The sequence below is a fragment of the Actinomadura pelletieri DSM 43383 genome (assembly GCF_003634705.1).
In the GTDB taxonomy this organism is placed as follows: Bacteria; Actinomycetota; Actinomycetes; order Streptosporangiales; family Streptosporangiaceae; genus Spirillospora; species Spirillospora pelletieri.
The window spans coordinates 139,525-163,449 of sequence record NZ_RBWU01000001.1; the positions used below are offsets into that span (position 1 = coordinate 139,525).

At 70.3% G+C, this 23,925-nt stretch carries 19 protein-coding genes; 6 read left to right on the forward strand and 13 right to left on the reverse strand.

From position 1 onward, the window contains the following. Positions 1–193: 193 nt before the first annotated feature. Positions 194–3,484: an AfsR/SARP family transcriptional regulator gene (locus BZB76_RS36260; protein WP_121432334.1), complete on the reverse strand. Its 3,291-nt coding sequence runs from the start codon at positions 3,482–3,484 to the stop codon at positions 194–196. 159 nt (positions 3,485–3,643) lie between these two features. Here BZB76_RS36260 and BZB76_RS00655 point away from each other — a divergent pair, with 159 nt between their 5' ends. Together BZB76_RS00655 and BZB76_RS00660 are read left to right on the forward strand one after the other, a co-directional pair. Further along, positions 3,644–4,234, forward strand: coding sequence for an NADPH-dependent FMN reductase (locus tag BZB76_RS00655; RefSeq protein WP_121432335.1), 591 nt, complete (start codon positions 3,644–3,646; stop codon positions 4,232–4,234). 37 nt (positions 4,235–4,271) lie between these two features. After that, positions 4,272–5,723 (forward strand): MFS transporter, encoded by a 1,452-nt coding sequence (locus BZB76_RS00660; RefSeq protein WP_121432336.1) that lies wholly within the window; start codon positions 4,272–4,274, stop codon positions 5,721–5,723. A 461-nt stretch (positions 5,724–6,184) separates the two neighbouring features. On the opposite strand, the gene BZB76_RS00665 is transcribed toward BZB76_RS00660, so the two are convergent. Both BZB76_RS00665 and BZB76_RS00670 read right to left on the reverse strand, forming a co-directional pair. Further along, entirely contained in the window at positions 6,185–6,664 is a 480-nt protein-coding gene (locus BZB76_RS00665) for a MerR family transcriptional regulator (RefSeq protein WP_121432337.1), read from the reverse strand. 20 nt (positions 6,665–6,684) lie between these two features. Next, a complete protein-coding gene (locus BZB76_RS00670; protein ID WP_121432338.1) occupies positions 6,685–7,704 on the reverse strand; it encodes an MDR family NADP-dependent oxidoreductase in 1,020 nt (339 codons plus the stop codon). 226 nt (positions 7,705–7,930) lie between these two features. Between BZB76_RS00670 and BZB76_RS00675 the strand changes: the two genes are divergently transcribed. Further along, positions 7,931–8,527, forward strand: a complete 597-nt coding sequence (locus BZB76_RS00675) for a class I SAM-dependent methyltransferase (protein WP_170180455.1) — start codon at positions 7,931–7,933, stop codon at positions 8,525–8,527. A 126-nt stretch (positions 8,528–8,653) separates the two neighbouring features. On the opposite strand, the gene BZB76_RS00680 is transcribed toward BZB76_RS00675, so the two are convergent. Next, complete coding sequence (locus tag BZB76_RS00680) at positions 8,654–11,263, reverse strand: ATP-binding protein (protein WP_170180456.1); 2,610 nt, start codon at positions 11,261–11,263, stop codon at positions 8,654–8,656. 172 nt (positions 11,264–11,435) lie between these two features. Here BZB76_RS00680 and BZB76_RS34480 point away from each other — a divergent pair, with 172 nt between their 5' ends. Together BZB76_RS34480 and BZB76_RS00690 are read left to right on the forward strand one after the other, a co-directional pair. Next, positions 11,436–11,780 carry a hypothetical protein gene (locus tag BZB76_RS34480; RefSeq protein WP_170180457.1) on the forward strand — a complete coding sequence of 115 codons (345 nt, stop codon included), beginning with the start codon at positions 11,436–11,438 and terminating at the stop codon, positions 11,778–11,780. Between the two features lie 14 nt (positions 11,781–11,794). After that, entirely contained in the window at positions 11,795–12,136 is a 342-nt protein-coding gene (locus BZB76_RS00690; protein WP_147449257.1) for a hypothetical protein, read from the forward strand. 504 nt (positions 12,137–12,640) lie between these two features. On the opposite strand, the gene BZB76_RS00695 is transcribed toward BZB76_RS00690, so the two are convergent. Then, entirely contained in the window at positions 12,641–13,099 is a 459-nt protein-coding gene (locus BZB76_RS00695) for a nuclear transport factor 2 family protein (protein ID WP_121432342.1), read from the reverse strand. Between the two features lie 126 nt (positions 13,100–13,225). Here BZB76_RS00695 and BZB76_RS00700 point away from each other — a divergent pair, with 126 nt between their 5' ends. Next, positions 13,226–13,873 carry a CGNR zinc finger domain-containing protein gene (locus BZB76_RS00700; RefSeq protein WP_121432343.1) on the forward strand — a complete coding sequence of 216 codons (648 nt, stop codon included), beginning with the start codon at positions 13,226–13,228 and terminating at the stop codon, positions 13,871–13,873. A gap of 93 nt (positions 13,874–13,966) precedes the next feature. On the opposite strand, the gene BZB76_RS00705 is transcribed toward BZB76_RS00700, so the two are convergent. The 8 genes from BZB76_RS00705 to BZB76_RS00740 all read right to left on the reverse strand — a co-directional run bounded on the left by BZB76_RS00705 (position 13,967) and on the right by BZB76_RS00740 (position 23,823). Continuing rightward, positions 13,967–14,806, reverse strand: coding sequence for a VOC family protein (locus tag BZB76_RS00705; RefSeq protein WP_170180458.1), 840 nt, complete (start codon positions 14,804–14,806; stop codon positions 13,967–13,969). A 145-nt stretch (positions 14,807–14,951) separates the two neighbouring features. After that, complete coding sequence (locus BZB76_RS00710) at positions 14,952–16,457, reverse strand: CocE/NonD family hydrolase (RefSeq protein ID WP_121432345.1); 1,506 nt, start codon at positions 16,455–16,457, stop codon at positions 14,952–14,954. Further along, positions 16,457–16,915 carry a hypothetical protein gene (locus BZB76_RS00715; protein ID WP_121432346.1) on the reverse strand — a complete coding sequence of 153 codons (459 nt, stop codon included), beginning with the start codon at positions 16,913–16,915 and terminating at the stop codon, positions 16,457–16,459. Before BZB76_RS00715 ends, BZB76_RS00710 begins: the two co-directional genes overlap by 1 nt. Continuing rightward, positions 16,912–18,453 carry a carboxylesterase/lipase family protein gene (locus BZB76_RS00720; protein ID WP_121432347.1) on the reverse strand — a complete coding sequence of 514 codons (1,542 nt, stop codon included), beginning with the start codon at positions 18,451–18,453 and terminating at the stop codon, positions 16,912–16,914. Before BZB76_RS00720 ends, BZB76_RS00715 begins: the two co-directional genes overlap by 4 nt. Next, on the reverse strand, positions 18,435–19,253 hold the full coding sequence (locus BZB76_RS00725; protein ID WP_121432348.1) for an ABC transporter ATP-binding protein: 819 nt from the start codon (positions 19,251–19,253) through the stop codon (positions 18,435–18,437). Before BZB76_RS00725 ends, BZB76_RS00720 begins: the two co-directional genes overlap by 19 nt. Beyond that, positions 19,250–21,259, reverse strand: coding sequence for a dipeptide/oligopeptide/nickel ABC transporter permease/ATP-binding protein (locus BZB76_RS00730; RefSeq protein WP_121432349.1), 2,010 nt, complete (start codon positions 21,257–21,259; stop codon positions 19,250–19,252). The genes BZB76_RS00725 and BZB76_RS00730 overlap by 4 nt, the downstream gene beginning before the upstream one ends. Next, positions 21,256–22,197 carry an ABC transporter permease gene (locus tag BZB76_RS00735; RefSeq protein ID WP_121432350.1) on the reverse strand — a complete coding sequence of 314 codons (942 nt, stop codon included), beginning with the start codon at positions 22,195–22,197 and terminating at the stop codon, positions 21,256–21,258. Before BZB76_RS00735 ends, BZB76_RS00730 begins: the two co-directional genes overlap by 4 nt. Positions 22,198–22,236: 39 nt before the next feature. Continuing rightward, a complete protein-coding gene (locus tag BZB76_RS00740; RefSeq protein WP_170180459.1) occupies positions 22,237–23,823 on the reverse strand; it encodes an ABC transporter substrate-binding protein in 1,587 nt (528 codons plus the stop codon). Between the last annotated feature and the right edge of the window lie 102 nt (positions 23,824–23,925).

Genomic DNA, 23,925 nt, shown 5'->3' on the forward strand with positions numbered 1-23,925 from the left:
CGGCTCGACGCAGTCCCATAGGTCCACGACCAGCAGCGGGGGACGGCCCGCGTACCGCGACATCTGTGGAACGAGGTCCTGGCAGATCATGCGGGCCACGTTGCGGTGTTCGCGGGGCGCGCAGCAGGGTCGTGAGGTGGGCGTGGGCGACAAGTGCAGCGGGATCGGCAGCCACGGGTCCAGACGAAACCAATCATCGTGGACGGCTGGAGAGCGGCCACCCTCGGTCGAGATCCTGGTCATTCTCTAGGGGTCCGCCCTCTGGTGCGAGCACTGATGAGTGCGGACGGTCGAGGGTGTGGCCCGCCGCGAACGCCGTGGTGAAGGCTTCGTCGCCGACGGCCGATCGTGCCGTTTCCGTGATGCGGTCGACGTCCACGCGTTCTTCGGGGGGCAGGGGCGCCCCCGTCGACTCTCGCAGGGCGGTCGCCTCGCCGAGGAGCCGCGCGGCGTCCACCGGGGCGCCCGTGCGGGCCGCCACGCCGGCCAGTCCTTCGAGGGCCAGCGCGATCGCCCGGGGGTCGCCGGTGTCCTGGGCGACGGTGAGGGCCTCCCGGTGGAGTTCCGCCGCCGCATCGGCGTCCCCGCGCTGCTCCGCGGTGAAGCCGAGTTCGGCCAGGGCGAGTGTGATGCCCGGCGCGAACCGCACCTCGCGTTCCCAGGCCAGTGCGGCGCGCATGTGGGTCTCGGCCTCGTCGAGGCGGCCCGCGCGGCGGGCGGTGAGGGCCAGGCCGGTGCGGGCGAAGGCCTCGCCGGGGTGGTAGCCGTGCTCGGCGGCGAGGCTCCTGCCCCGCTCGTGGTGGCGGTCCGATTCGGCGTGGTCGCCCGTCAACAGGGCGAGTCGGCCGAGCCCGGAGTGGAGCAGCGAGACCTGGAGCCACAGCCCGAGTTCCTCGGCCAGGCGGAGGGCCCCGCGGACGAGCGCGGCGGACCGGCGGTGGTCGCCCTTGATCTCCGCGAGCCTGGCGAGCAGATCGGTGGCCCGGACCTGCCCCCACCGGTCTCCCAACTCGACGAACAGCGCGAGGCTCTCCGACCCGGCCCGGTCCAGCGTGCCGAGGTCGCCGCGGACGAGGGCCTGGTTGGCCTCGGTGGCGAGGGCCGCGGCGGTCGCCCAGCGGTCGCCGAGCCGCCGGAACACCGGCAGCGCCCGGCCCGTCAGGTAGCGGCTTTGGGCCAGATCTCCGGCGCCGAGCAGTACGTCGCTGAGAAACCACTCCGCTCTGGCCTGCTCGCCCGGATCGGCGATGGCCTCCGAGGGCGGGTCGAGCTTCGCGGTCCGTTCGCCCAGCAGGTCCAGGGCGGTCTTCCATGCCTCGGCCCGTGCCCTCAGCGCGGGGGGCGCCTCGCCCTCGCCGCCCAGCGCCGTCGCGAACGCGCGCCGCCCTTCGCCGATCCTGCCGCGCAGGTACCAGTACCAGGCCATCGCGTTGACCAGCCGCAGCGCGAGGTCCGCGTGACGGCGCTGAACGGCCTCCTCCAGCGCCCTGCGCAGGTTTCCCTGCTCGGTGTCCAGCCGTTGAAGCGCTCGCCGCTGGTCAGGTCCGCGCAGCCTTCGCTCCGACCGTTCGGCCAGTTCCGTGTAGAAGGTCAGATGCCGCAGGCGGAGCCGCTCGGTCTCCCCCGCCTCCTCCAGGCGGTCCAAGGCGTACGCGGCGACCGATTCCAACAGCCGGTAGCGGGTCCCGGCCGGGCCGTCGGCCATCACCACCATCGAGCGGTCGACGAGGCGGGCCAGCAGGTCGAGGACGTCCTCCCGCGCCACGTCGCCGCCGTCCGCGCAGACCTCCTCGGCCGCCTCCAACGCGCAGCCCTCGACGTGCACCGCGAGCCGCCGCAGGACGAGGCGTTCCGCCTCCGACAGCGGCTCCCAGCTCCAGTCGATCATCGCGCGCAGGGTCCGCTGCCGCGCCGGGGCGCCGCGGTGCCCGAACGACAGTAGCCGGAACCGGTCGTCGAGCCGTTCCGCCAGGTCGTGGACGCCCAGCACCCGCAGGCGGGTCGCCGCGAGTTCCAGGGCCAGCGGGACGCCGTCCAAACGGCGGCAGATCGCCGCGACCGCGCGGGCGTTCCCGGCGTCGATCTCGAACCCCGGCGCGGCGGCCGCGGCCCGCGCCTCGAACAGCCGGACGGCGCTGAACCGCCGGAGGGTCGCGGGCCCGTTGTCGGACGGGGAGTAGGGCAGCTCCAACGGAGGGACCGGCCAGACCGACTCCCCGGCGAGCCCGAGGGGCTCCTGGCCCGTGGCGAGGATCCGGACCTCCGGCGCCGCCCGCAGCAACCGCTCGCTCAGCGCGGCGACCGCGTCGATCACGTGCTCGCAGTTGTCCAGGACGAGGAGCAACCGGCGGCCCCGCAGGACTCCGGCGAGCCGTTCGACCGGATCGGCGGGCACGCCGGAACGCGGCAGGCCCTGCGCGGCGTCGTCGCGGATGTCGAGGACGGCGATCACGGTCTCCGCCAGCCGGTCGTCCTCGCGGTCCCCGGCCGTGCGGTCGAGGCCGGCCAGCTCGACGAGCCACACACCGTCCGGATGGCTCTCGATCGCCCTGGCGGCGACCTCCTGGGCCAGCCGCGTCTTGCCGACGCCGCCGGGTCCGGTGAGCGTGACCAGCCGGGCGGACTCCAGCAGCGCCCGGACCCTGACCACCGCCTCGTCGCGGCCGACCAGCTCGGTGATCTGCGCGGGGAGGTTGGTCCGCGGAGGCGTCCCGGACGTCGCGGTGAGAGCGGCGTCCTGGTCGAGGATCCGCCGGTGGAGTTCGGCGATCTCCGGACCGGGGTCCGCGCCCAGCTCGTCGCGCAGGCGGGCCCGGAGGTCGGCGTAGGTCTCCAACGCCTCGCCCTGGCGTCCGGTGCCGTACAGGACGCGCATGTACGCGGCACGGAGCCGTTCGCGCAGCGGATACCGATCGACCAGGTCGCCCAGCTCGCCGAGCTCGCTCGCCGGCACGCGATGCCCGCCGATCCGCAGGCTCGCCTCCGCCCGATCCTCGACGGCCGTGAGTCGCTGCTCCTCCAGGAGAGCGATGGCGGGACGCGCGAACTCCTCGTCGGCAAAGTCGGCGAAGGCGGGTCCGCGCCACAGCCGCAGCGCCTCCGTCAGCAGGCCCGCCCGCGACCGCGGGTCGGAGGCTTCGCGCGCCCGCGCCAGCAGGCCGGTGAACCGCGTCGCGTCGACGGCCTCGGCGTCCACCCGGAGCCGGTACCCCAGCGCCTCCTCGAAGGACACCAGGCCGCGGGCGCCCGGCTCGGCCTCGTCCAGGATGCGGCGCAGCTGCGAGACCTTGACCTGTAGCGCCCCCGCCGGGTTGCGGGGCGGCGCGGCGCCCCACAGGTCGTCGATCAGCCGATCCACGGGCACCGGCCGCCCCTCGTGCCCGAGCAGGACGGCCAGCAAGGTCCGGACCTTCGCCCCGCGCACCGCCACCGGGGCGCCGTCGGCCGTCCACACCTCCAGCGGCCCGAGCACCCCGAATCGCATATCCCCACGATAACGGTCGCTTTCTCAGAAACCGGCACGGCTTGCCCCCGCCTACCGCCGCGGGAAAGCGCGCGGTAGGCGCCGGATAAGCGCACGTCGGCAGGCTCGGTCACCGAACCCGCACAGGACGGAGATCCGAGATTTCGAAGGGAGCGCGCGATGACCGCGACCGGACCCCTGAACGTCGTCATCATCGTCGGCAGCACACGGCACGGCCGGTTCGGCCCAACGGTGGCCGAATGGTTCGCCGGCGAGGCCGGTCGGCATCCCGACCTCGCCCTCGACATCGTCGACCTGGCCGAGGCCGAGCTGCCCGGGGTCCTGACCGCCGAGGCGGGCGCACCCGACGCGCCCGCGCCGGTGCGCGAACTGGGCGGGCGGCTGGACCGGGCCGACGCGTTCGTGGTCGTGACACCCGAGTACAACCGCAGCTTCCCCGCCTCGCTGAAGGCGGCCATCGACTGGTTCGTGGACGAGTGGCGGGCCAAGCCCGTCGGCTTCGTCTCCTACGGCGGAGCCTCCGGCGGCCTGCGCGCCGTCGAACACCTCCGGCAGGTCTTCGCCGAGCTTCACGCCATCACCGTCCGCGACACCGTCAGCTTCCACTCCTGCCGGGACAAGTTCGACGACCACGGTCGGCCGATCGACGCCGCGGGCTGCGGCGCGGCGGCCGAGAGCCTGATCGACCAGCTCGCCTGGTGGGCGCGCACCCTGCGCGACGCCCGCGCCGCACGCGCCTACGCGGCATGACCCGGACGTTGATCCCGACTCTGTGAAGGAGCCCGTCATGAACTCTCGAGAGAAGACCGCCACCGGTGGTCGGTCGCGCCTGGTCCTCGGTCTGCTGGCCTTCTCCAGCTTGATCACCTCGCTCGACTTCACCATCGTGTACGTGGCGCTGCCCGACATCGCGCGGGACGTCGGGCTGTCCGGCCACGCCACCCAGTGGGTGGTCAGCGCCTACGCCATCTTCTTCGGCGGCTTCCTGCTGCTGGGCGGACGCTCGGCCGATCTGCTGGGCCGCCGCCGCATGTTCGTCCTGGGGATGCTGGTGTTCGGCGCCGCGTCACTGCTGGGCGGCCTGGCGACGTCGCCCGCGATGCTGATCGCCGCACGGGCGGCCCAGGGGGTCGGCGGGGCGGTGCTGTTCCCCGCGACGCTCTCGCTGGTCACCACCAGGTTCACCGAGGGTCCCGACCGCGTCCGGGCGCTGGCCGTGTGGGCCATGGCCGGCGCGGGCGGGCTGAGCCTGGGCGCGCTGCTCGGGGGCGTCCTGACCCATGCGTTCGGCTGGGAGGCGGTGTTCCTGGTGAACGTGCCGCTGGTCGTCGCGGGCACCGCAGGCGCGTTCGTACTTCTCGACACCGACGGCCCGCGGGAGCGGGGACGCGGCTTCGACGTCCCGGGCGCCCTGACCGGAACGGCCGGACTGACCCTCCTGGTGTTCGCCATCGCCCAGGGCCCGGAGACCGGCTGGACCGCGCCGCCGGTCGTCGCCTCCGCCGTCCTCGCGGCGGCGCTGCTGACCGCCTTCGTCGTCATCGAGGCGCGCACCAGGAACGCCCTGATGCCGCTGCGGATGTTCCGCAACCCCAACCTCCGCGCCGCCCTGCTGGTGATCCTCACCTTCGGCATCTCGATGCAGAACCTCGTCTACTTCCTCAGCCTCTACCTCCAGGGCGTACTCGACTACTCGGCGCTCCAGGGCGGGCTGGCCTTCCTGAGCCTCTCGGTGGTGATCGGGATCGCCAACTTCGTCGCCGAACGGCTGATCCTCCGCATCGGCGCCCGGTCGACCCTGGTCATCGCGCTGCTGCTCGGCTCCGGCGGCGGCGCGATGCTGGCCGCCGGGATGCGCACCGACGGCTCGTACTGGACGATCCTCGCGGGCCTCATCGTCTACGGGATGGGCATGGGCACGATCTACCCGACCATGTTCGGCGCCTCCGGGACCGGGGTCGCCGACGAGGACCAGGGCGCCGCCGGGGGCATGGCCAACACCGCCCTGCAGATCGGGACGAGCATCGGCCTGGCCGTCCTGGTCGGGGTCTCCACCTCCGGTCTCGGCGACCTGACCGGCGAGGCGCTGCACACGGCCACGGCCAACGGCCTACGTGACGCGGTCTACATCGCGGCCGGTCTCACCCTGGCGGGCATCTTCGCCGCCCTGGCCCTCCCCCGGCACTCGGCCCCGGCCCCGACCCCCACCACGGAGGAGTCCACCCCCGTCCTCCACTGAGGTGCGGGCACCCGACCGCACGGCCAGCGGCCGGGTCCCCCGCACACGGTCTTCTCCCTATCCGCACCTGATAGCCGACTTCATCATGTGATTGGCTCTTCGCCCCAGAGTCAGGCTTGCGTTTGCCCCGCAGATAAGGCGCTCCAGACACGACAGCCAGGGCGAAGACGAGGAAGAACCAGCCGGGGTAGCTGGTCAGACACCCCAACAAGAAGATCGCGAGCGCCAGGCCGACCAGCGCGATGAGGAGCTTGCGGACGATGACAGCGACCGCAAAATCAGGTCTCCGGCCAGAATTGGATCAGATACCTCTCCTTGCCGGTGAGTCGCCGGTAAGCGGCAACGAACTCGGGATCGGCGTTTGTCACCCGAGACGACATGGGCTTTCGTGACGCGCCCGTCAACCTTCGAAATGACGATGAGGAATCGGGGAAGACCGATACCGCTGCTCTGGAGGTGCTTCAGGCTCGGGGTGCGGCCCTGAGGAGGTTGTCCGAGTGTTCCGCGGGTTGTGGGGGTCTCGGTTCGGTTTCGGCTGCTCGGGAGTTTCGGGGCGTTTGTGTGGGGCTGTTGGACGTGTTCTGGCCGGTCAGGTTCATTTGGGCGGCCAGGGCGTCGCGGAGGTGGGTGAGGCGGGTGATCTCGGAGTTGAGTGCGTCGAGTCGCCGCTGGGCGATGCCCGAGCCTTGCCTGCAGCCTCCGCCGGTGGGGTCGTCCGCCTCCAGGAGGTGCAGCAGGTGCGCGCAGTGGCGGAGGTCCTCAATGGTCAGCCCGACGGCCAGCAGGCGGCGGATGGTTCGCACCCGGGCCACTTCGCGCGGGCCGTAGCGGCGCTGCCCGCCGGACGTGCGCGACGGCGGCGGTAGCAGGCCGCGCTGTTCGTAGAACCGCAGTGCCCGCGGGGTGGTCCCGGCCGCCGCCGCGGCGTCGCTGATCCGCATCGCTGCTCCGTTCCCGACGCCTACAGTTCGACGATGACGGTGCCGAGGTGCCGCCCGCCGACCATCTCGTGCAACGCGCGCGGGGCGTTCTGAATGCCCGCGACGCGTACATGCGGGAAAGTGACCTCCCCCGAACGCAGCCAGCCGCCGAAGCGTTCCGTCCATCCGGGGTCCGCCGTCGGGCCGGTGGAGCTGCCGTAGCCGCGGATCTCGATGCCCTTGAGGATCACCTGGAGAGTGTCGATCTCGACCGGGGCGGTGCCGCCCGCCAGGTCCGGCGACAGTTGCCCGGCCAGCGCCCCGACGAGTGCGAACCGGGCGCCTGGACGGGCGGCGGCGATCGCCGCCTGGAGCTGCTCGCCGCCGACGTTGTCGATGAGGACGTCGATGCCGTCCGGCGCGGCCTCCGCGAGCTGGTCGGCGATGGGGCGCCCGTCCGTCCCGCGGAGGATGGCCGCGTCGTAGCCGAACTCGGCCACCAGACGCTTGGCCTTGTCCGGCGAACCGGTGCTTCCGATGACGCGTCCCGCGCCGAGCGCCCGCGCGAACTGCCCGGCCAGCGAACCGATCCCGCCCGCGCCGCCGGACACGAACACGGTTTCGCCGGGACGCAACCGCGCGTCCCGCGTCAGCGCCGTGTACGCGATCGCCGCCTGTGCCAGGTGGGCCGCCGGGTCGGGCAGCGTGCCGTCGAGCGGCGAGCACTGTCCGGCCGGGACGGCGGCGTACTCGCGCCAGCCGAGCCAGTGCTCGACCAGATCGCCCGGCCGCACGTCCGCGTCGGGTGGTGCCGAGACGACCTCGCCGATCGCCTTCCCGTACAGCGTTTCACCTGGTTGCAGACCGGGGAACGGGGCGTTGGGCACGCTTCCGCCGATCAGGGTGCGCAGTGCGGGGAAGACGTGGAAGAAGCGGTTCCTGACCAGCACTTCACCGTCGCCGGGGACCGGCATCGGCACCTCGACGACGGCGAGGTGGTCCGGCTCGGGCAGGCCCTCCGGCCGGACGGCAAGCTGCACCTCGCGAGATGTACCGGGCATCCTGAACGCTCCTCAATACATGAATCCGTGAACCCCGTGCACGACCTCGCGACGCTAACCCCTGACCCATACGTCAGAGTCAAGGGCTGGATTCCCGGGTTCTGCGGACAGGAGTGTGCCACGTCCGAAACCTCTCGCCCGACACTTAACTACAGGGCGTAGTACTATGGCTTGTAGTTGATGGCGACAGGTGACTGCCGCGCGGCGCCGAGCTCGAGGAGCCTGGATGACGAACTACGCCCGCCTGTACCGCCTGGGCGTCACCCCTTGGGAGCGCTACGGAAAAGCGGCCGCCACGAGCATCGCGGCCGTGCTGGACCGCGAGGAGGCCGACCGGTCGCATCCTCTCGGCCGTGCGCTCGACCTGGGATGCGGACGGGGGCAGTTCACTCCGGACCTCGCGCGGCGCGGCTGGGAGGCGGTGGGCATCGACTACGTCCCGGCCGCGATCGAGGTCGCCAAGAGCCGTGACACCACGGGGGTCACCTATCTCGTGGGAGACGTGACGGATCTGCGATCGACCGAACTCGGGACGTTCGATTTCTTCCTCGACATCGGTTGCTTCCAGGGTTTTGACTCCGGCCAGCGCAGTGCAGTGGGACGGGGAGTCTCCGCGCTCGCCAAGCGCGACGCCACCTTGCTGATCCTCGCCTTCGGCCCTAGCCGGATACGCTCCCGCATAGGCGGGGTGTCCCGGGCGGAGGTCGAGGAGGCGTTCCCGCAGTGGGAACTGCTCACCGTCGAACCCGCGGAGACCGCGGGTCTGGGCTGGCCGATGAACAAGACCAAGCCACAGTGGTACAGGCTCCGCCACCGGGCCTGAGGTGCCGGTGCAGCACGTTTGTATCTCCTCGTCGTGACCGCTGGCAGAATCGTTCTCCGAGCCCCGGTGGGCTATTCATCGGCGTCGTCCGTGCAGGTGCCGTTCCTGCGATCAGTTGGTTGTCGTTCAAGGTACTCCGGGTGCCTCGGCATGGGCGCCGTGCAGGGCGGCGGCTTCTCGGCGGGATCGGACGCCGAGTTTGCCGAGGATGGCCGAGACGTGGTGGTCGACGGTTCGGACCGAGACGACGAGCCGGTCCGCGATTTCGGCGTTGGTGAGGTTCTGTGCCAGCAGTCGCAGCACGTCGGCCTGCCGCTGGGTGAGACCTGCCGGATGGGTGCGGGTGGTCACGGCCGGTCCGCGCGGCAACCGGGACACGCCGAGCGCGCGCAGCCGCGTCCGGACCTTGCGTGCGGCGGCGGTCGCGCCGAGGCCGCGCAGGATGTCCAGCGCCTCCAGGACCGGGCCGGGCTGCTTGGCCTCGGCCAACTCCAGGGCGGTTTCGTACGGGTCTCCGATGCGTCGCCAAGCCGCCGCCGCGCTCTGCCAGTCGCCTCGAAGGGCGCTCGCGTACGGTTCGGGACAGTCGGGAAAGCCGGTCTGGGCTGGGTCGACGCGTGCCAGGTACCGGAGAAGTTCTGCTCGGAGGGGTGCGGCCCCGGGTCGTTCGGTTCGGGGCAGGAGTACGTCGCGGACCTGGTCGGCGATCTCTGGTACTCCGGCCAGCCATGCCCATTCGACATAGGCGATTCCCGCGTACGCGAGTCCGAGCAGCGACCGGTGCCGTCGTGCCCTGGCCCAGGCCTCGCCGAGCAGCGGCCCTGCCTGCTCGTCTCCGCAGCGCGCCAGCAGCCTCGCGTACGGCGGCACACTGTACAGGTAGAGCATTCCGGGATCGCCGGCGTCTTCTATGAGCCTGCGCAAGCCCTCGCGTGCGGTGTTCCAGTCTCCTCGTCGCATGTGCAGTAGGCAGCGATGCGCTTCCAGGTTGTACGCGTGGGACCAGAAGCCGTGGTCGTCTACGAATGCCAGCCCTTCCTTTAGGGAGACGTCCAGTTCGTCATAGCGTCCGAACCGATAGAGCAGTTCGCCGAGGTTCGTGTAGGCGCGAGCGGTGTGTTCGTGGTGACCGCCGCCCTTGGCCAGGGCGAGGCTTCCGCGCAGCAAGCGCAGGCCGCTGTCCGGTCCGTATACCTCGGTCGCGGCCATTCCCAGGTAGTTGGCGGACAACGCGACGACATCGGTTCGGCCCGCGTTCGTGGCGTCCTGCATGGTTTGGCGTAAGAGCTGAATGGCTTCCTCTGCCCGCTCGGTGAGGGCCAGGAACGCGCCGTGATTGGCATGTGCCTGCGCCAGCGCGGACGGAGATTCCGCGTCCTCAAGCACTCGTACGGCTCGGACCACGGCCGCTTCGGCCTCCTCCGTGCGGCCCGTCATGAAAATGTGCCGGGACAGCCTTACCAGCGCCTCCCCCAACAGCACCGGATCGCCCAGCCCCTCATACAAGGTGACCGCCTCGCTCGCGGCGGTCACCGCCTCTGGATAGCGATGGGTGTTGTAGAGCTCCCAGGCATGGTCGTCGACAAGCGCGGCCCTTTCCCGAAGCGAGAGTTTCCCGGCATGTCGCAGCGCCGCCTCGTAGTGCGCGATCGCCTGCCGACGCGATCCCGCGCGGGCCGCGCGGCGCCCCGCCTCGGGAGCGAAAGCCAGGATGACGGCCACGTCGTCGGCCTCGACCGCGTGGTGCACCAACCGGTCCAGGTCGGGGTTCTCCTGTTCTCGCAGGACCGCGACCACGGCTCGGTTGAGTTCGCGCCGCCGGAGCGCGGGAACGCTTTGTGCGATGGCCCGCCGCGCCAATTCGTGCCGGAACGCAAGCCCTTCGTCCCGGACGAGCAGAATCCCTTGCTCTTCGGCTTCCGCCAGGACGTCGAGTCGTCCGCCCAACAGGCCCTCCGCCAATGCGAACCCGACGTAGGTGGGCACCACGGAGAGTTGCTCCAACGCTGAGCGGCAGGCATTTCCCAGGCGCCGGAGTCTTGCCAGCACCGCATCGCTCACCGTTTCCGGAATCACCTCGGGAGGCACCGCCAACGCCTCGGTCACGTAGAACGGATTGCCGCCGGTCAGCTCGTGAACGGTCGCGCTGTCGCGTCCCGTCCCCTCGGCGAGCGCCTCCACGGCCGCAGGTGTGAGCGGCCGCAACGGCACCCGTCTTACCGCGACCCCGCCCAGCTCACCGAGGAACTCCTGTAGTGGGTGGCCTGCTCCGACCGCCTCGTTCCTGTACGTCAGTACGATCACCACCCTGAGGTCCACCAGGCGCCGCGCCAGGTACCGCAGCACGTCCAGCGTCCCGTCATCGGCCCAGTGGACGTCCTCGACGATGAGCACGGCCGGATCCGGCCCGCCGAACTCCGCCGCCGCGGCGGCGAAGACCTCCCTCGGGCTCGCCCCGCCCAGCGCCCGTTCCAGCGGACCACCCGTTCCGCACGCGGCCTCCCGCAACGGCCCCAGTCCGCATGGCGCCATCAGGTCGTCGCACGCTCCGACCAGCACGCGCAACCCGTCGCGGTGCGCCTCCTGAAAGGCGCGGACGAGGCTCGTCTTGCCGATCCCGGCTTCCCCGGTCACCAGCACGATCGTCCCGCCGGCGGCACTGTCGGCCCGCAGGCCCCGCACTGCCGCCGCGAGAACTCCCAGTTCGAAATCACGCTCGATGATGGCCCCCGCCATGCGCGCCATCGTGACACCCGGTCGCGTCCGCTCGCCATCCGTGAGAACCACGAACCCTGATGTAGGCACCCGTACGCCGGCATATGGGCAACGCTCACCGATGCCCGGCCCCGCCCCCGGTCCGTAGACATGAGTCCGGCACATCGACACCACAGGAAGGTCCTCAATCGTGATGTCCAGAGTCAGGAAAGCGGCCCTGTCGGCGGCGGCGCTCAGCGCGGTCGTCGCCGGCACCACGGTGGTGGCAGGCACGTCCGCCGAGGCACGCACCTGCATTACGTCCAACCACCTCAAGCTCTTGCAGGGCGCGGTGTGGGGCGACCGCTCCATCTACTGCAACCCGCCGGACGTGCTGTCCCCGCTGCCCACCACGATCCAGAAGAAGAGCGGCACGACCTGGGTGACCGTCACACCGACCGGCGACGGCGTTGCCAGCTACGTCTGCAAGGGCACCGCCGCCAGCACCTACCGGCTCAAGGAAGCGCCCAGCAAACAGATCACCGTTTCCTGCTCCTGAAAGGACACCCACACATGTCACGCATCATTCGTTCGGGACTCGCCACGGCAATGCTCAGCACCGCCGTCACCGGCATCGTCCTGTCCAGCGGACCGGCGCAGGCACGAGCCTGCTTCCTGTCGATCGAGCTGGAGCATTTCAACGGCTCCGTCGTCGGAGCGCGGTCGCGGTACTGCGAGCCCCCCGGCGTGGACAACCCGTTGCCCACGACGATCCAGCGCAAGTCCGGCACCTCCTGGGTGAACGTGACCGCGACCGGCACCGGCGGCGCCGCCTACAAGTGCGTCGGGACGTCGAGCCGCACCTACCGCCTCAAGGAGACCCCGACGGCCGTCAAGACCTTCCCCTGCTCCTGAGGACCAGGGGCCGGGTGTGCCCGAAGACACCGCCCACATCTCGGCGGTGCTTCGGGCCACCCGGTCTCTGGGAGCCCGAATGTGGAGCCATCACGTGACTGTGATTGATTCCAGATGTGGAATGAAGTTATTGGACGGGCTCGTGCCGACGGCAGGGTCCACCAACTCGCACATATCGTCGGCGGGCCCACGCGGGTACCAGTAGCGTCCACGGTTGGGCTGTATGGCCAAGCAGGCTGTGCTGGGTACCCGCCGATGCCGCAGCCGGGCGCGTCGATCATGTTTTGTATGGGTCCATGTGGCAGCTTCGCTGAGCGGGCTTCTATCGCGGTTCGGGCAACGCCGACCTCGGTGCCGTGGCGACAGTGCGGTACCGACCCTGTGCTTCGGCTGCGGTGCAGTTCGACGAGTTGACCATGCGTCGCCTGATAGCGGCGTAGACCTCGACACGGAGCGGGCGGCGTCATCTTGGGGTGTGATCCACGGGGTCGCGCGGGGCGTCGGTCACTGGAGCGGGATCTCGCGGCCGTATTCGTTCTCGGCGCGGGGGCCGAACCAGCGGCGCTCGTCCTCGGTGATGGTGACGTCGTTGATTGAGGCCTCGCGGCGCCGCATGAGGCCGTTCTCGTCGAACTCCCAGAGTTCGTTGCCGTAACTACGGAACCACTGCCCTTCGGAGTCGTGCCACTCGTACTGGAAGCGGACGGCGATGCGGTTGTTGCGGAAGCCCCACAGGCTCTTGCGCAGCACGTAGTCCAGTTCGCGCTCCCACTTGGCGGTGAGGAACTCGACGATCTGCTCGCGGCCGGTGACGAACGTGTCCCGGTTACGCCACACCGAGTCGGGCGTGTACGCGAGGCTCACGCGGTGCGGGTCGCGCGTGTTCCACGCGTCCTCGGCGGCCTGCACCTTCTGCAGCGCTGCTTCCTCATCGAAGGGCGGGAACGGCGGGCGCCTCTCCATGGCTACCTCTTCACAGAGTTCTAATGGTTGAAAGCATATGCATCCGTTAAGCATCATGCGGCTCGGCGTCTCGGATGTCAAACGGATGAAGGCTCTCCTTTCCGTTAGAAGCGGTACGATGTCGGCATGCCGACGGGCACTGCTACGCGCGCGCCGCTACTGGGCGAGCCCTTGGCGGTGGAGTTCATGAACACCGTCTGGGCGGACCGTTCAGGAATCCACGACGCCCTCACCACCGCTGACGAGATCGCCGCATGGCTACGCGCGTCCCCGCAGATTCCCGGTTGCGCCGACCGTGAGTTGCACCACTGGTTGGCGGTTGCGTCGACGCGCGACCTGGAGAAGACCGGGATGCGACTACGGGAGCTGCGCGACGCTGTACGCCGCCTCGCCGCGACACAAACCGATGACCCACGGGAGCACGCCGCCTCACGGGTCGCGGACCACGTTCATGCCGTCAGCGTCATCAACCACGCCACGGCGCGAGCCCCTCACTGGAGCCGACTCGACTGGCACGACGGTGTCGATCCCGGGCGCCGCGTCCAGACCGCTTCGAAGACGCCGGCGGTGATCACAGCCGGTATCGCGGAGCAAGCGATCCACCTGTTCACCAGCGAGAAGCGTCACGGGCTGCGCACGTGTTTGGCTCCCGGTTGCGTCCTCTACTTCATCAAGCAACACCCGCGCCGGGAGTGGTGCTCAGCAGCGTGCGGCAACCGAGCCAGAGCCGCACGCCATTACCAACGCCACAAGGCAGGCGACCGCAAGAATTGACGCGCTCCTGCCCGGATTTCACAGGCTGCGACATACGCCAACCGGGTGAGCCGCTGGTAGCGCGCGGCTTGGGCTGGTCGCGGCAGAGGGGGGTCAGGTGGGTCGGTGGAAGCCGTCTCTGTCCTCGGCGGGGTCGGTGGGTGTGATCAGGCCCAGCCGGGCTTCGGAGGGGTCGGTCAGGATGGCGAACCGTCCGGGCGGGACGTCCGTCGGCGCTGTCTGGACCGTGGCGCCGAGTGCGACGGCTCGGGCCGTGGCGTCGTCGCAGTCGGCCACCTCGAAATATGGCATCCAGAACGGCAATGGTTGTTGCTGGTCTCGTGCCGGCGGCTTCTTCGGCCACAGACTTCTGCGCCGCGGGGCCAAAGGCAGCAGGCCCGCCATCGGTTGCTCGCCGACCCTGAATTCGGTGTAACCGCCGCCGCGGTCCACTGGCTGCCAGCCGAACACCGCGTGGTAGAAGCGGCGGGCCGCGGCCACGTCGCGAGCGGCCAGTTCGATCCAGCACGGTGCGGAAGGTTCGTCCAACACGCCGACACCGGCCAGATGGTAGGGGGTCCACACGCCGAAATCGGCGCCCTGGGAGTCGGCGCACAACGCGAAGCGGCCCAGATCGGCGAAGTCGGGTTCGGCCAGTTCCAGTCCGCCCGCCGCGACCACCGCGGCGATCGTGTCCTCGAGGTCGTCGCTGCGGAACCAGCAGGTCCACGACGCCGGTTGGGTGTCGTCGGCCAGCGCCCGTGCGCTGGCCACCTCCGGGCCTTGGATGCCTCCGAGGGTGAAGACCTCCACCTCACCCTGCCCGGTGAGGGTGAGGACGTAGGAGTCCCAGCCGAACAGGCGCCCGTAGAACTTCTGGGACTCCGTCAGGTTCGGCGTTGCCAGCTCGAGCCAGCACGGCCACCTTTCAGGGTGCTCGCTCACCTCCGGCATCGCACCAGCCTCCCCCATCGCACATCTCAACCGTACGAGCGCACGACACCCCCGAAATCCCGCTCCGCATCAAACAACGGTTGATCGTTGCTCCGATTGATCTACTTTGCCGGTCGACCTCTGGGAGTGGCGAACAGCGCGACGTTCAGCCCGTCTCCGGTCTGGACGCGCTGTGTGGGAGGAGGACGACGGTCTCCGGTAGGAGCGTCGCGTCGACCGGGGCGTCGCTGTCGTCGCTTCTGGTGAGGGTCAGCCCCAGTCGCAGGCGTTCTCCGGGAGAGAGTTGGAGGTAGATCGGGTAGATCTCGACCACGAGCCGCACCGGTTCGTCATCCGGCACGGGTTCGGCCGCCTCGTGTGGGTGCCAGGGCAGGACGATCTCGCCGTCGGGCGCATGCTCGCTGCGATCGTCGTCGAGCGCGCGGTGCGATGCGCGGAGCCGTCCTTCGGTCAGTTGCCGGACGCCGCCGTCGGGTTGCACGATCGACAGTCGCGCGTTGAGGTCGAAGTCGGCGCAACCCTTGGCGACCAGTACCGCGTGCAACGCCACCGGTCCGAGCAGGCGCACCGGCTCCTGGCAGGGCTCTGAGTCGAACGTGGTCGCCTCTCCCCACAGCCGAAAACCGGAGTTCGTCGAGACGTCCACCACCGGGTGAACCCGGGTGGGCGGCGGTGGTGGCACGCCGGCGGCGGTGGGCAGGATCGGCACGGTCGTCGGTTCGTCGACCGGCGCCCAGCGCCGCCAGGCGATGTCCGAGGTGGCGGGCCATCCGCCATGGGTGTGGAACTCCTCCGCGCCGACGCACCACAGGACGGCGTTGGCATCGGGCGTGCAGGGGTCGTCGCCGATGTCGCGCAACCAGTAGCCGAGCCACCGCGACAGTTCCTGTCGGCGCTCCTCGGTGAGGAAGGGTTCGTGGCTCCACGGGCCGATCTGCAGGCGTTTTGGGCCGGGGAGAGATCGGAACGCGCGGATCGTGCCGGACAGGAAGTAGTCGAACCAGCCGGTTCCGAAGAAGGCAGGAGTACGGATCGACGCCGGATCGGGCGAGCTGGCCCGGAAGAGTTCACCGTCGAGTCCGGTACCGACGATGTCCCGATAGAACGCCTGAAGGATGGCCGCCTGGGCCTCCGGTCGTTGGCTGTTCAGGAACGTGCCGGCTCCCCAAGCCGTGTGCGACGGGATACCGCCTCGCTTCCACATGTCGCGGTAGGTGTCGGAGGGCGCCACCCACGGCGCGATGCAGCGAAGGCCCCGGGGGTCGCGTTGCGCGATCAGCAGCTGGTTCATCCCCGAGTAGGAGCCGCCGACCAGCGCGGTCCGGCCGGTGCAGAAATCGGCGGCGGCGATCCATTCCAGCAGTTCCACGCCGTCGTCGATCTCCCGTGGCGACAGGACGCCGCCGTAGGTTCCGGTGGAACCGCCGAAGCCGCGGACGTCCGCCACGAGCACCTCGTAACCTTCGGCGATGGGACGGGCGAGCAACTCCATGTGCAACGCCGATTCCTTGCGGTACGGGGTGATCACCACGACCGCCGGAGCCGGTGCCCCGGTCGATGACGGATAGCGGAGCACCGAAAGGCGCGCTCCGTCGCTCATTTCGACGGTGAGCGGCAGCGGCCGGGGAATCGGACAGGACGCGGTATCCATCAACGCGAAGCCTCACCTTCGAACGGAACCTCTCCTACAGGGACCTCGCCCGATTTCTCGGCGACGAACGCCGGCTCGACGCCGGCGCCGAGCGAGCAGTGGTCCACCAAGGCCGCCGAGGCGGCCGAGGCGGCGCCGCGCGACAGCCTCACCGCCGTCGCCGCGACCCCGGCCGGCCGCCGCACCCTCGCGTGGGACGGCGCTCCCGAGCCGTGGTTGCCCGCCGACGCCATCGCCCGGCGCGGCGCCGGCCTGGACGAACGGCTGGCCCACGCGTTCGCCTTGGGGACGGTCGCGAGGCGGCTGTCCGCGCCGCACCCGTTCGATTGCTCGCCGGTCACCGGACGGGCGGCGCTCAGCGCTGCGGGGATCGCCGCACCCGGCAGGACGCTTTCGGACGCGGCGGCATCGTGGTCGATGACGACGTCCGGCGGCACGGCGGTAAGTGTGCGGGTCATGCGCGGGTCCTGGTTGGAAGGTCGCGCGGGTCCTGGCCCGTCTGCGGGCTCCAGGTGCTGTCGATGCGCATGGTGGCTCTCCTTTCCAGGGTGTAGGGCTCCCAGGTCGGAATGTCGGCATGCCCGGGTTCGCCGTTCCGCGCGAAGGACGTCCACGCCGATGCCATGCGCCTGGAGACCTCGCCGCGGTCGCCGCGGTCGCCCGCGAACGGTGACAGTTCGGCGTTGTGGAAGACGAACGGCAGGTCGAGGCTGTGCGTCGCTCCAAGAAGCCCGCCGAGGATCGGCGTCCGGTAGGCGAATTCGTAGCAGTAGACGGTCCGGCTTGTGGACAACTGTGAGGCGAGGTCGATCGCGGCCGGCGCGAAGGTCGTGTCGGTGACGATCCGGGCCAGGCGGAGCCGCGCCGGTTCGGGGCCGACGCGGTCCTGGTAGGCGGTGGCGAGGGCGTCGGCGCTGAGATCGAACCGGCCTTCCGTCCAAGCGCGCAGTTGGGAATCGGAGAACGTCGCGTACTCCGGCGCGTTGCAGAGGATGAGCGAGGCGTCGTGGCTGGTGTGGCCGATGAGGACGGGGACCTCGGCGCCGTCCGGGGGGAACGACGGGTCGACGTGGGGCGCGAACGACGCCTGCGCCGCGTCCAGAAGGTCCTGGTCGAGGGTGAAGCCGCCCATGACGTCCCCGGTGAGGACGCGTTGGAGTTCGAGGAGCGCCCCGGTGTCCCAGGTGGTCAGCTCCCTGGCCCGGGACGGGCTCAGTCCGGCGAGGCGCACGGCCTTCGCGGCGAGGTCGTGGGCGGCGTCGGCCGACGTCGCCAGCGGGCCCGGTGAACTCTGGATGATCGCCTTGTGGAACAGACCGGACGCGGACGGCATCGACATCAGGTTGCGTACCTTGTCACCGCCGCCGGACTGGCCGAACACGGTGACGTTGCCGGGGTCGCCGCCGAAGCCGTCGATGTTGTCGCGCACCCATTCGAGGGCGAGCACGAGGTCGAGCAGCCCGGCGATCCCGGCGTGCTCGAACTCCGCGCCGAGTAGCGCGTCCAGGGCCAGGTAGCCGAAGATCCCGAGCCGGTGGTTGACGGTGACCACGACGACGTCGCCGAGCCGGGCGAGGCGGTCGCCCAGGAACATCGATTCCGATCCGGCGCCGTGCTGGTAGCCGCCGCCGTGGAGCCAGACCATGACCGGACGACGTCCTGACGGCGTCGCGTCCGGCGTCCAGACGTTGAGGACCAGGCAGTCCTCGCCCATCGGGACGCCTTCGAGCGCCGAGCCGGTCCGCGGGTAGAGGTAGTCGATCGCCTCGACCCACGAGCCGGTCGCCGCCGGCCGGATGTCGTTCTGCGGCGCGGCGCGGCCGAAGACCGTCGCGTCGCGGAGGCCGTGCCAGGGCTTCGCCGGTTCCGGCGGCCTGAACCGCGCCGCGCCGCCGGTGGGCGCGCCGTACGGGACGCCGAGAAACGACGCGACGCCGCGGTGCCGGACACCGGCGACCTTCCCGGACGTGGTCTCGGCTATGACTCGCTGCTGCATGAAGGGGCTTTCTCGTTCGGGACGGTCTGCGCGGCCCTGGGAATCGCGGCGATGAGCCGCTTGGTGTAGTCCGCGCGGGGATGGTCGTACACCGACCGGGTGGCGCCGGACTCGACGACGGAGCCGTGGTACAGGACGACCATGTCGTCCGCCAGGTACCGGACGACGCCGAGGTCGTGCGAGATGAACAGGTAGGCGACACCGAGATCGGCCTTGAGCTCGTTGAACAGGTTGAGGATCTGCGCCTGGAGGGAGAGGTCGAGGGCGCTCACCGGCTCGTCGCAGACGATCAGCCGTGGCCGCATGACGAGAGCGCGGGCGATCGCTATGCGCTGCCGCTGGCCGCCGGAGAACTCGGCCGGGTAGCGGTCCGCCGCCGTGGCCGGGAGACCGACGCGTTCCAGCGCTTCGAGCACCCGGACCCGGACGTCGCGCGTGCCGATGGTCCGTTGGACGCGTAGCGGTTCGCTGAGCGTCCGGCCGATCGGCTTGACCGGGTTCAGCGAACCGTACGGGTCCTGAAACACGACCTGGATCTGGCTGCTCAGTTCCCGGCGTTCGCTTCGTCCGGCCCGGGTGATGTCGTGGCCGTCGAAGGTGATCGAGCCGCCGTCCACCGGGACGAGGCCGAGGATCGCCTTGCCGAGCGTCGACTTTCCGGAGCCGGACTCTCCGACGAGGCCGACGGTGCGTCCGTGCCCGGCGGTGAGTGAGACGCCGTCCAGCGCGGTGACCGGCCCGCCGCGCCGCCGTGGATAGCGGACGGTGAGGTCGTCGATCGAAAGCAGCGGTCCGGTCATGGCTTGGCCTCGATCAGGTGCGTTGACCGCGCGCGTAGGCAGCGGCCGCGGTGGTCGTCCGTCCCCGCCACGGCGATCGGGTGCGCGGTGCACTCGTCGGTCACGTAGGGGCAGCGCGCGGCGAAGTGGCAGCCGCGCGGCCATTCGCCCGGCGCGGGGACGCCGCCCGGCATGACGTGGAGCGGCACGCCCGGGGTGCCGAGCTGCGGGTTCGCTGCCAGCAGCCCCTCGCTGTAGGGGTGCCGCGGCGCCGTGACGATCGCCGCGGTCGGTCCCGATTCGACGACCTGTCCGGCGTACATGACGAGGGTCCGCTCGCAGAGTTCGCCCACCGCGCCCCAGTCATGGCTGATCAGCAGGATCGCCATACCCGTCTCCCGCTGGAGCGTGCGCAGCAACCGGAGGATCTCCGCCTGGACGGTGACGTCGAGCGCGGTGGTGGGCTCGTCGGCGATCAACAGCCGGGGGCCGCCCGCGAGCGCGAGCGCGATGGCGACACGCTGCGCCATCCCGCCGGACAGCTGGTGCGGGTACATCTTCGCGACGCGCTCCGGGTCGGGAATTCGGACCTGACCGAGCAGCTCGACGGCCCGCCGCCGGGCCGGGGCCCGTCCGGCGCCGGTATGGACGCGGACGGCCTCGGCGATGTGGCCGCCCACGGTGAAAAGGGGGTCCAGGGCGGCCATCGGCTCCTGCGAGACGAACGCGATCGTGGAGCCGCGCAGGCCGGCGCGTTCACGGTCGCCCATGGCGGTGGCGTCGACGCCGTCGATCCGGATCGAACCGCCGGTGACGTGTGCGCCGTCCGGTAGCAGTCCGAGGACGGCGCGTCCGGTCATCGTCTTGCCGCAGCCCGACTCGCCGACGATGCCCAGCGTCTCACCGGCCCGCAGGTCGAACGACACGTCGTCGATCACCGGCGCCGGCCGCCCGCCGGGTCCGGGGACGGTGACGGTCAGGCCGTCGACGCGTAGCAGGATCGGCGGGTCGTCCTCCGGTGCGGCGTTGTCCGGACGCCGGTCGCGCGCACGTCCCGTCGCGGCGTCGCGGGGCGGGCGGGAACGTGCGGGGGCGGCCGGACGGGCCCAGCCCTCCGCCGTCGCATCGCGGACGCCGTCGCCGAGCAGCACCAGTGCGATCACCGTGCCCGCGACGACCGCGCCGGTCGGGATCAGCATCCAGTTCTGCTGGTTCATCGCCGCGGAGGCGTCGGCGACCATGCCGCCCCAGCTCGCCTCGGGGAGGTGCACGCCCAGCCCGAGGAAGTTCAGCCCGGTCTCGGTGAGCAGGGCGGTCGCGGCGACGAGCGACAGGTTGACGAGGATCGGGCCGGTGATGCGCGGCAGCACGTGCCGCAGCGCGATGGCGAGCCGCCCGAAGCCGTACACGCGGGCGGCGGCGACGTACGGCTCCCCCGCCACGGTCAGCGCGGCGGCGCGCACGACACGGACGAGGCCGGGCGCGGTCAGCACACCGAGCGCCGCCATCGCGGCGAGGAGCTCCTGGTCGAAGGTGGCCAGCACCATCAGCAGCACCACGATCGCCGGGATGGACATGAGCAGGTCGACCAGCGGGGACACGATCCGGTCCGCGCCGCCCGACAGCGCCGCCGACAGCCCGACCGGGATCGCGATCACGGCCGTGACCAGGACGGTCACCAGCACGCCGGTCAGCGCCGGACGCGCCCCGAACATCAGGCGGGAGGCGATGTCGCGTCCCAGCGAGTCGGTGCCGAGCCAGTGGTCGGCCGTCGGGGTCGCGAGGACGCGGGTGAGGTCGGCCTCCTGCGGCCCGTACGGGGCGAACACCGGCGCGAAGATCGCGAGCACGATCACGGCGGCCAGGTAGAGCAGCGCGCCCACCGCGAGCGGATGGCGGAGCAGCCGCCGCGCCAGACCGGGACGCCCGGACGGCGCGACGACGGGCTCCGCACCTGACGGGGCACCGGCGGAATCCGTATCGGTCAGTGCGCGGGCGGCGGGCTCGGCACCGGACGGGGCGGTCATGACGCCCGCACCCGCGGGTCGATCAGAGCGTACGCGATATCTGTCAGGAAATTGGCCGCGACGACCAAAAGCGTGAAATACACGGCGACACCTTGAATTACTGGAATGTCCTTAGAGCCGGTCGCGCTGACCGCGAGGCTGCCCAGCCCGGGAAGCCCGAAGACCTGCTCGATCACGACCGAGCCGCCGAGCGCGCCGACGAGCAGGATGCTCGACATGGTGCAGATCGGTATGGCCGCGCCGCGCAGCGCGTGCTTGAACACGACGCGCCGTTCGGGGACGCCGTTGGCCCGCAGGTTGTCGATGTAGGGGCGGCGCAGGACGTCGAGCATCGCCTCTCTCGTCTGTTTGGCGATCGCCGTGACCCCGCCCAGGGCGAGCGCGCTGACCGGGAGCAGCAGCGATCGCGCCCACCCGTCCGGCGAGTCCGCGAACTTGACGTATCCGGTGGCCGGGAGAAGTCCGAGCCGGACGCTCAGCAACGAGATCAGCAGCAGGCCGAGCCAGAAACTGGGGATCGCTAGACCGCCCACGCTGAGCAGGTCGACCAGGCGTCCGGCCAGGGAGCCGGCCCTGCTGCTCGCGACGCCGAGGACGACCCCGAGCACGGTGGCGAGGAGGGTCGCGCCGAGCACGAGGGAGAGCGTCACGGGCAGCCTCGTGCCCAACGCGGTCGTGACCGCCTCCCTGTTCGTGAGTGAGGTGCCGAGCGAGCCGTGGAAGACGCCGTTGAGCCAGTGCCAGTACTGCGTCCATATCGGCTCGTCGAGGTCGAGTTGCCGCCGCAGGCGAAGGACGTCCTCCTGTGTCGCCTGAAGCCCCGCCAACTGGCTCGCGGCGTCTCCGGGAATCAGCGACTGGAGGACGAAGACCACGACCGACACCACGAACAACAACGGCACGGACAGCAGCAGTCTGCGCATCAGAATTCGTTTCATTGAGCATCCCTCCCCTCAGCGATAACGCGTCTTGAAAGGTCAGTGCTTGGCCGCGGTGAAGAACACCGGGTTCGGGTCGAGGGCCCGCGGCGCGGTCGTGACGCCCTGAAGCCCTGGACGGGCGACCGTGACCTTGTCGATGCTCGCGAAAGGAACGAACCACGCCTGTTCGACGAGCACCTTCTGCAGCCGCTTGTAGATCGCCGGACGCGACTCGTCGTCCGCGGCGGCCCCCTCGCGCATCAGCTTGGTGATTTCGGGATGGGTGTTGCCGAACGGATTGAAAAGGCTGCCGGTGTTGAGCAACTGGTCGGCCACCAGATACATCGGTAGTCCGCCGTATTCGAACATCTGGGCCTGGTACTTCTTGCCGCTCAGCCCGCTCGTGTAGGCGGTGATGCTGACCGGAACGTCGATCTTGGCCTTGACGCCGATCTTCGCCCAGTAGCCGGCGACGGCCTGGGCCGCGTCGGTCTCCCCGGGCTGGAGGTTGTAGGCCGCCATGACCAGCGAGAACCCGTCGGGGTAGCCCGCCTGCTCGAGCAGGCTCTTCGCCTTGGCCGGGTCGTAGGGGTAACGGCCGTTCAGGGACGGGTCGTATCCGTCCGCCGCGGGCAGGAGGATCTGGTCGCTCGGGGTGGCGTACTTTCCGAATAGCGCCTTCGCCAGCGCCTTCCGGTCGATGGCGTAGTTCAGCGCCTGCCGGACGCGGACATCGCCGAGCGCCTTGACCTGTGTCCCGCCGCGGTCGAGGAGCTGAATGTGACCGAACAGGTACGGCCAGGTTTTGACATCGAAGCCGGCCCGTTTCGCGGCGTCGGCGCCCTTGGTGTCGCTGATCATATAGTCGACCTGCCCGGTGCGCATGGCGCCGAGGGCGGCGTTCGAGTCGGGGATGACCTTGACAACGACCTTTTTCCAATTGATCGCCGCACGGTTCCAGTAATTCGGGTTCGGGGTGAACACGTACGTCTGGTTGGTGACGCTCGCTCCGGTGTCGAGCACGTACTGACCGGCTCCGGCGGTCGAGGTGCCGAGCCTGTTCGGGCTCTTGAGCCCGAGCGGGCTGATGACATCGCCGATCGCGAAACCCTGGGTGAGGATGTAGGGCAGTTCGGGATTCGCCGACTTCAACTCGATTCGCAGGCTGAGCGGTCCGGTGACGGTGACCTTTTCGAAATTCTGGACGCGGGACGCGCCCAGTCCGCCCGCCTTGGCGAAGTAGGCGAAGTAGTCCGCCACGCCTTGCGCGGTCAGGCTCGATCCGTCGGCGAACTTCACGTCCGGGCGCAGGGTCAGCTCGAACACCCTGTTGCCGGAGCCGACGAACTTCCACGCGGTCGCCAGACCCGGAGCGAGGCTTCCGTCGCTCCTGAGGTAGATCAGCGGGTCGTACGCGAGCTCCACCGGAATGATCAGTGGGTCGCCGTTGCCCGCCAACGCGGGGTTCAGGCTTTGCGGCGGGGCCGCGACCGCGATGGTCAGCGTTTCGGGGTTCTGCCGCGCGGGCGTTCCCGCCGAACCTTCGCCCGCGCCTCCACAGGCGGTCGCCAACGCGGCCACGAGCAGCGCGCCGCCCAGAACGACCGCCGAGCGGTTAGGGCGCGTCTTCGATGTACCGACCACGATCTCTCCATACTTTGAAGGCAGTCGATGAGTTCCTGCACGCACTCATCCAGGCCTGATGCTCCTGTCAGTGCTGGTCACTCACTGTTCGCACACCGTATG

What these genes read in the sequence shown, in the direction of transcription:
- BZB76_RS00710 (WP_121432345.1), bottom strand. Translation starts at nt 16,457, where the DNA reads ATGGATACCGCGTCCTGTCCGATTCCCCGGCCGCTGCCGCTCACCGTC.
- BZB76_RS00655 (WP_121432335.1), top strand. Translation starts at nt 3,644, where the DNA reads ATGACCGCGACCGGACCCCTGAACGTCGTCATCATCGTCGGCAGCACA.
- BZB76_RS00700 (WP_121432343.1), top strand. Translation starts at nt 13,226, where the DNA reads ATGCCGACGGGCACTGCTACGCGCGCGCCGCTACTGGGCGAGCCCTTG.
- BZB76_RS00680 (WP_170180456.1), bottom strand. Translation starts at nt 11,263, where the DNA reads ATGGCGGGGGCCATCATCGAGCGTGATTTCGAACTGGGAGTTCTCGCG.
- BZB76_RS36260 (WP_121432334.1), bottom strand. Translation starts at nt 3,484, where the DNA reads ATGCGATTCGGGGTGCTCGGGCCGCTGGAGGTGTGGACGGCCGACGGC.
- BZB76_RS00735 (WP_121432350.1), bottom strand. Translation starts at nt 22,197, where the DNA reads ATGAAACGAATTCTGATGCGCAGACTGCTGCTGTCCGTGCCGTTGTTG.
- BZB76_RS00705 (WP_170180458.1), bottom strand. Translation starts at nt 14,806, where the DNA reads ATGCCGGAGGTGAGCGAGCACCCTGAAAGGTGGCCGTGCTGGCTCGAG.
- BZB76_RS00670 (WP_121432338.1), bottom strand. Translation starts at nt 7,704, where the DNA reads ATGCCCGGTACATCTCGCGAGGTGCAGCTTGCCGTCCGGCCGGAGGGC.
- BZB76_RS00695 (WP_121432342.1), bottom strand. Translation starts at nt 13,099, where the DNA reads ATGGAGAGGCGCCCGCCGTTCCCGCCCTTCGATGAGGAAGCAGCGCTG.
- BZB76_RS00660 (WP_121432336.1), top strand. Translation starts at nt 4,272, where the DNA reads ATGAACTCTCGAGAGAAGACCGCCACCGGTGGTCGGTCGCGCCTGGTC.
- BZB76_RS00715 (WP_121432346.1), bottom strand. Translation starts at nt 16,915, where the DNA reads ATGACCCGCACACTTACCGCCGTGCCGCCGGACGTCGTCATCGACCAC.
- BZB76_RS34480 (WP_170180457.1), top strand. Translation starts at nt 11,436, where the DNA reads ATGTCCAGAGTCAGGAAAGCGGCCCTGTCGGCGGCGGCGCTCAGCGCG.
- BZB76_RS00720 (WP_121432347.1), bottom strand. Translation starts at nt 18,453, where the DNA reads ATGCAGCAGCGAGTCATAGCCGAGACCACGTCCGGGAAGGTCGCCGGT.
- BZB76_RS00675 (WP_170180455.1), top strand. Translation starts at nt 7,931, where the DNA reads ATGACGAACTACGCCCGCCTGTACCGCCTGGGCGTCACCCCTTGGGAG.
- BZB76_RS00690 (WP_147449257.1), top strand. Translation starts at nt 11,795, where the DNA reads ATGTCACGCATCATTCGTTCGGGACTCGCCACGGCAATGCTCAGCACC.
- BZB76_RS00730 (WP_121432349.1), bottom strand. Translation starts at nt 21,259, where the DNA reads ATGACCGCCCCGTCCGGTGCCGAGCCCGCCGCCCGCGCACTGACCGAT.
- BZB76_RS00665 (WP_121432337.1), bottom strand. Translation starts at nt 6,664, where the DNA reads ATGCGGATCAGCGACGCCGCGGCGGCGGCCGGGACCACCCCGCGGGCA.
- BZB76_RS00725 (WP_121432348.1), bottom strand. Translation starts at nt 19,253, where the DNA reads ATGACCGGACCGCTGCTTTCGATCGACGACCTCACCGTCCGCTATCCA.